This window comes from Symbiobacterium sp. (assembly GCF_040797425.1).
Classification (GTDB): Bacteria; Bacillota; Sulfobacillia; order Symbiobacteriales; family Symbiobacteriaceae; genus Symbiobacterium.
This window is the reverse complement of the sequence record NZ_JBFNEH010000014.1, coordinates 62,816-69,072: the sequence shown is the minus strand read 5'-3', so window position 1 is coordinate 69,072 and position 6,257 is coordinate 62,816. Positions and strand designations below refer to the sequence as shown.

The window sequence follows — 6,257 nt, the reverse complement described above, 5'->3', positions numbered from 1 at the left end:
CCGCATGTCCGGTGGTGTGAGAGGTCGGGGGCTAACCGCCCCCTCCTACTCGATCTGGCATCGGAACTAGCCGAAGATCGCGTTGACGATGATGAGGCAGATGCCCGACGTGACCCAGGCCAGGGTGGTGGGCACCGACCAGACCCGGATCTGGTCCTTCACGTCTTCGATGCCGATCAGGCGGTTGACCACCCAGAAGAAGGAGTCGTTGAAGTAGCTGAAGACAAAGGCGCCCATTGAAGCCGACATCGCCGCGAAGACCGGGTCGACCCCCAGCGGGCCGAGGATCGGCGCGGTGATGGAGGCCGCCGTCAGCATGGCGACGGTGCCGGAGCCCTGGATCAGCCGGAGAGCCGTGGCGATGACGAAGGGCAGCAGGATGGCCGGCATGGCGCTGCCCGCCAGCGCCTGTGCCAGGTAGTCGCCTGCACCGCTGGCGCGGATAACCTGGCCCAGTGCGCCGCCCGCACCGGTGACCAGCATGATGATGCCGGCTGCCTGCACGCCCTTCTCCAACTCCTTCAGGATGTCAGGGCGAGTGATCTTCGCGCCCAGGCCGTAGAGGGCGATCAGCAGGCCGATCAGCACGGCGATGATCGGCTGGCCGAGGAAGATCACGAAGCGGGCCAGGAAGCCGGAGGCACCTACGGCGGAGAGGACGGTGTTGCAAAGGATCAGCAGGATGGGCACCACGATCGGCGCGAAGGAGAGGGCGGTGCCGGGCAGGTCAGGCCGCTCGGCGACCTCCACCGCCTGCTCGTACTCAGGTTTCCACTCCTTGTGCTCCCAGCCCTCGCCCTCGGCGGCGGGCACCTGGTAGATCTTCTTGCCCAGCCAGGTGGCGTAAGTGACGCCGACCACCACCACGGGAATGGCGAACACGATACCCCAGAGGATCATCTTGCCGATGTCAGCCCCGAAGATGCCGGCGGTGCCCAGCGGGCCCGGGGTCGGCGGCACCAGGTGGTGGGTGGCCACGAGGCCGACGGCCAGGGAGGCGCCCAGGGTGACCACGGACTTGCCGCTCTGCCTCGACATGGCCTTGGCGAGCGGGCTCAGGATGACGTAGCCGGAGTCACAGAAGATGGGGATGGAGACGACGTAGCCGGTGGCGGCCAGCGCCCACTCGGGGTGTTTGCGACTCAGGTGTTTCAGGAAGAAGGTCGCCATTCGTTCAGCCGCGCCGGAGATTTCAAGGATGCGGCCCATCATCACGCCGAAGCCGATGACGATGCCGATGGAGCCGAGCGTGCTGCCGAAACCGCCGGTGATGGCAGAGCTCACGTCCACCGGGTCCATGCCGCCGATCAGGCCGATCAGGGCCGCCGCGATGATCATGGCCGGGAAAGCGTGGATTCTGGTCTTCAGAATCAGCAACACCAGCACGATGATACCGATGACCAGGGCGATGAGCATCTGCGAACCTGATACTGCCGTTCCCATCTCCAAACCTCCTCCAAACGGCATGTGAGCTGTATGCGAGCGGGGATGCGGCTCCGGCACTCCGCAGCCCCGCGTGTCGCCCGGTCTGATGGGGTCAGCGCCGGCGGCGGAAGGCCGCCGCGTACTTGGCGGCCACCCGGATGGCCTCCTCCATGCTCACCGCGCTCGCCTGCCCGGTCCCGGCGATGTCGAAGGCCGTGCCGTGGTCCACCGAGGCGCGGAGGAAGGGGAGGCCGGCGGTGATGGAGATCGTCCGCTCGAAGTCGTACATCTTGGCCGCAATGTGGCCCTGGTCGTGGTAGAGGCTGAGCACCGCGTCGAAGCGGCCCCGGCTGGCGTGCCAGAAGACGGAGTCCGCCGGGTGAGGGCCGCTGGCGTCGTACCCCTCGGCCCGGGCCTGGGCGATGGCGGGTTCGATCTCCCGCACCTCCTCGTCGCCGAAGAGGCCGTGCTCGCCGCCGTGCGGGTTCAGCCCGGCCACGGCGAGGCGAGGCCGCTCAACCCCCAACTGCTGCAGGGCCTCCGTGCAGCGGCGGATGTAGTCCAGCACCCGCTCCCGGGTGACCATGCGGCAGGCCTGGGCCAGCGAGACGTGGCGCGTCAGGAAGAAGATCCGCAGCCCCCTGGTCTCGAACATGGTAAGGGGGTCCGGACTGCCGGTGAGTGCGCCGAAGATCTCGGTGTGGCCGATGAAGTCGATCTGCGCGGCCTTCAGGGCCTCCTTGTTGATCGGGGAGGTGGCCACCGCGTCGATTTCCCCGGCCATGGCCAGGTCGATGGACCGCTGGATGTACTCAAACGAGGCCCTCCCCGCCTGCGCCTGCACCTTGCCCCACTCCAGGGTGGCGACATCCACGTTCCGCAGGTCGACCAGGTCGATGGTGCCATGGACGTACTGCCCCTCCGCGGGGCGGGCCACCGGGTTCAGGGCGAGGCGGACTCCGGTGGAGGCGAAGGCGCGCACCATCACCTGGCCGTCGCCGATGAGCAGGGGGCGGCACAGGGCGTAGATCTCGGGGTTGCTCAGGGCCTTGGCGACAATCTCCGGCCCGATGGAAGCCGGGTCACCCATGGTAATGCCGATCAGCGGGCGTGTGGTCATGGGGTTTGTCCTCCTTGGGGGGAATGCGTGGCTCACTGGTCGAGCAGGTGGCGGACGCAGGCCACCGCTGCGGTCGCGTCGCCCACCAGCCCGCCCTTGGTGACAATGGAGAGGCCGGGGCGGAGGCCGCCGATGAGGTAGCCCCGCACGGCCAGCGGCAGGACCTCTGCCTTCAGGTGGATGGCACCGGCCTGCAGGCGGCGGCAGACGGCGAGCGTGATGTCGCCGCCGCTGGTGTAGAGGCCGGTGAGGCCGTGCACGCGCTCCAGCGCCCGCGCGGCGATCTCGGCAAACCCGGCGGCGATGCGACCGGCCATGGCGGCGTCCGTGCTGCTCAGCACCTCTGACGTGCGCACGCCGATCACCGGGCGCCCGAGGTCGATGGCGGCCAGCGCTGCCACCACGCGGCTGATCTCGTTCTCCGCGGTGTCGCTATCCCGGCCCAGGGCCCCGGCGTCCACGGTGATCAGCCGGGCGTCGGTCTCACGCTCGAGGTGGTCCAGCTGCTCCCGGGTGAGGGGGGTGACGCTGCCGGCCACCACCAGGACGCGCTTCGGCCCTGCGGGGGCAGGTGTTCCTGTGGCGGCTGCCGTGCCGGTGGATCCTGCCGCACCGCCGGCGAGGGTCGCAGCGGCAAACGCCGCCGTCAGAGGGCCGGGGTCCGCCGCCACGCAGGGAATGCCGCTCCGGGCCATCCCCTCACCCAGGCTGCGGATGTCATCGTCGGTCTCGGCGTCCGGGCACAGCACCCGCACGCCCCGCCGGGCCTGTTCGCCGATGGCCTCGGCCACCGCCCCGGCCCCCGCGCGGACGGTGTCCAGCGTGATCTGACCCACGGGCAGACGGGTCTGTCGGCGCAGGAGCGTGGGCACGTGCGACTCGGTGACGGGGCAGAGCGGGTCGTTCCGCACGGCCGTCTCCGCCAGGGGGACGCCGTGGACGTAGTGGATGCCGCCGCTGGTCGTCCGCCCGCTGGCGGGGAAGGCGCCGGTGACCAGCGCCACGGACCCCGGTCCCAGGGTCTCCAGCACCGCCTCCACCTCAGGGCCGACGTTGCCCCGGAGAGTCGAGTCGACGCGCTTGGCGACGGGGCGGTAGCCGTGGTCCAGGAGCAGCCGGGCCGCACGGGTCACGCGCCGGCGCGCCTCGTCCGCCGGAATCGCACGGGACTCGGTGGCGATCACGACGCAGGGGTAGTCGTCCAGGCCGCCTTCGGGCCAGCGGAGGTCGGTGAGCGATGCCGTCGGGAAGCCGGTGGTGCGGGTGAGAAGGACGCCGGTGGCGTTGGCGCCGGTGAGGTCGTCGGCGATGACGCCCAGCGCGGGTCGCTGCTCAGACCAGGTCAAGGGGCACCCCTCCTCTGCGAATCGCCTCTGCTACCTCTGCGGGGAGTGAGCGGTCTGAGATGATCAGGGAGAGATCCGTAAGCGGGCATATCTGATAGGTAGCCCGACGGTTGAACTTGGAGGCGTCGGCTACCAGCACCGCGCGCTGCGCGGCCCGGATGATGCCCTGCTTCAGTGGCACCTTCTCGAGGGTGGGGGTGGAGAGACCGTAGCTCACGTCGGCCGCCGGGGTGCCGACGAAGGCGATGTTCGCGGTGACGCTGCGCAGGAACTGCTCGGTGAGCGGCCCCATGAGGTGGTAGAGCTCCGGCATCGCCGTCCCGCCGGTGACGATTACCCGGATGCCCGGCTCATCGCAGAGCTCCAGGGCGATCTTCAGGTCGGGCGTGATGACGGTGAGGCCTCTGCGCCCCTTGAGCTGCCTGGCCACGGCCGCGGTGGTGGAGCCGGCGTCCAGCAGGACCACGTCCCCTTCCTGCACCAGCGCAGCTGCTGCCCGGGCGATGCGCGCCTTCTCCTCGGTGTGTTCCACCGCTTTGGCGGCGTACGGGAGCTCGCCGATCAGCCCGGCCGCGGGGGCAGCGCCCCCGTACGTGCGCACGACCTGGCCTTTCCGGGACAGCCACTCCAGGTCCCGGCGAATCGTCATCTCCGAGACCCCCAGCTTCTGCGCCAGGTCCCGCACCTGAACAGACCCGGCCTGGTGAAGTAACTCGATGATGCGGCGGCGCCGCTCCTGGATGTTCAGATCGATCACCTTTCAGCCCTATTGGGCGTGGAATTGTTCGATCCTAACACAGAATGTTCGAGCAGTAACAAGCGGAATCCTTCTGTCGAATGCGGATTTCTGCTGGATTTTTGCCTGTGTGGTTCCATGGGCGGAGTGGGGGCCGATTTGACGCACAATGTGCGAATCGAACAGCGGGGCGTCAGGGGTCAGCCCGCCTGGCGGGGGTGTCACGCTGGTCAGTGCCGGTCGTTGCCGCACAGGGCCAGGACTCGATCCCGCCGCAACAGCGTGGCAGATCGCCTTCTCAGCGGATTCTTAACCTCCTCTCAGCTTCTTGTAAGCATTATTTCATCTTCCTCTGCCACCATTTCTCACGGGCTAGTATCCAGTGCAAAGGCATCGCCCTGCCGGATGGTCCGATCGCCCGCCCGGTGCGTTCGGCAGCGGTGCCTGATCATGGTTGTGAGGTGAGGAATCGATGTCGCTCCGTTTACCACGCTGGGGGATGATTCTGGCGGCGGCCGCCCTGGTTCTCTTCGCGGCGGCTCCCCCGGCGGCGGCGGCAGGGCTCTCGTTCACTACCCGCTACCCCGGCATCGTCGTCAAGCCCGGCGAGATGCTGAGCCTGACCCTCAACCTGTCCGGCGGATCGGGCGTGGCCGACCTCTCGGTGGTCGAGCTGCCCGACGGCTGGGAGCAGCCGTCCTTCCGGGGTTCCGGTTACCCGGTGAATCAGGTCTACATCGCTCCTGACGGCAGTGAGAGCGTCACGCTGAACCTGCAGGTGCCCGACGCGACCCCCGAGGGGACCTACCGGGTGGTTCTGTCTGCGTCCAGCGGCGGCGAGGTAGCCGAGTTGCCCCTGGCGATCACGGTGGCGGCCACGGCCACGGGCCGGGCCACCCTGGACACGGACTTCCCGTCCATCCAGGCCCAGGCCGGCACGAGCTACACCTTCACGGTTAACCTGCGCAACGAGGGTGACCTCAACGAGACCTTCGCCCTGGGCGCCAACGCACCCGAGGGCTGGCAGGTGACGTTCACCGTCTCGGGCAAGCAGGTGGGCAGCATCCCGGTCGATGCCAACAGCAGCCAGTCGTTGAGCGTCTCCGTCACCGTTCCGGAGGAGGTGGAAGCGGGTACCTACACGGTGCCGATCTTCGCCCGTTCGGGCTCCTCCGAGGCCCGGCTCGACCTGGAGCTGGAAGTGCTGGGCAAGTACGGCCTGCAGGTCACTACCCCCGACGGCCGGCTTTCCTTCGATGCCGTGGCGGGGCGGAAGAACGGCGTCACGCTCGAAGTGAAGAACACCGGCACCAACCCCGTGACCGATGTGAGCTTCTCCACCACGCTGCCGCCCAACTGGTCGGCCACCTTCTCGCCTGAGAAGATCGACAGCTTGGCGCCCGGCGAGAGCCGCCAGGTGACGATGGAGGTCATGCCCAACAGCAAGGCGCTGGCCGGCGACTACCTGCTGACCCTGCGCGCCCGCAGCGGCGACAACCGGGCTACCAGCAGCGCGGACTTCCGGGTGGCGGTGCAGACGCCGACCCTCTGGGGCCTGGTGGGCGTGGCGGTGCTGGCCGCGGTGGGCGGCGGGCTCTACTGGGTCTTCCGCACCTTCGGCCGGAGGTGA

Annotated in this window: 5 protein-coding genes; 1 reads left to right on the top strand and 4 read right to left on the bottom strand. The window is 68.7% G+C overall.

Translation table 11 applies throughout. From position 1 onward, the window contains the following. Positions 1-66: 66 nt before the first annotated feature. The 4 genes from AB2385_RS06575 to AB2385_RS06560 form a co-directional block, all read right to left on the bottom strand. Complete coding sequence (locus AB2385_RS06575; protein WP_367654156.1) at positions 67-1,443, bottom strand: GntP family permease; 1,377 nt, start codon at positions 1,441-1,443, stop codon at positions 67-69. Positions 1,444-1,537: 94 nt separating this feature from the next. Continuing rightward, a complete protein-coding gene (gene pdxA / locus AB2385_RS06570) occupies positions 1,538-2,545 on the bottom strand; it encodes a 4-hydroxythreonine-4-phosphate dehydrogenase PdxA (protein WP_367654155.1) in 1,008 nt (335 codons plus the stop codon). Between the two features lie 32 nt (positions 2,546-2,577). Beyond that, positions 2,578-3,891 (bottom strand): four-carbon acid sugar kinase family protein, encoded by a 1,314-nt coding sequence (locus tag AB2385_RS06565; RefSeq protein ID WP_367654154.1) that lies wholly within the window; start codon positions 3,889-3,891, stop codon positions 2,578-2,580. Beyond that, the gene (locus AB2385_RS06560; RefSeq protein WP_367654153.1) at positions 3,878-4,648 is read right to left on the bottom strand and encodes a DeoR/GlpR family DNA-binding transcription regulator; all 771 of its coding nucleotides are present in this window, start codon (positions 4,646-4,648) and stop codon (positions 3,878-3,880) included. Before AB2385_RS06560 ends, AB2385_RS06565 begins: the two co-directional genes overlap by 14 nt. 451 nt (positions 4,649-5,099) lie before the next feature. Between AB2385_RS06560 and AB2385_RS06555 the strand changes: the two genes are divergently transcribed. Then, positions 5,100-6,257, top strand: a complete 1,158-nt coding sequence (locus AB2385_RS06555) for an NEW3 domain-containing protein (protein ID WP_367654152.1) — start codon at positions 5,100-5,102, stop codon at positions 6,255-6,257.

Excerpts from the sequence above, each read along its gene's own strand:
- pdxA (WP_367654155.1), bottom strand. The coding sequence starts at position 2,545 with ATGACCACACGCCCGCTGATCGGCATTACCATGGGTGACCCGGCTTCC.
- AB2385_RS06575 (WP_367654156.1), bottom strand. The coding sequence starts at position 1,443 with ATGGGAACGGCAGTATCAGGTTCGCAGATGCTCATCGCCCTGGTCATC.
- AB2385_RS06555 (WP_367654152.1), top strand. The coding sequence starts at position 5,100 with ATGTCGCTCCGTTTACCACGCTGGGGGATGATTCTGGCGGCGGCCGCC.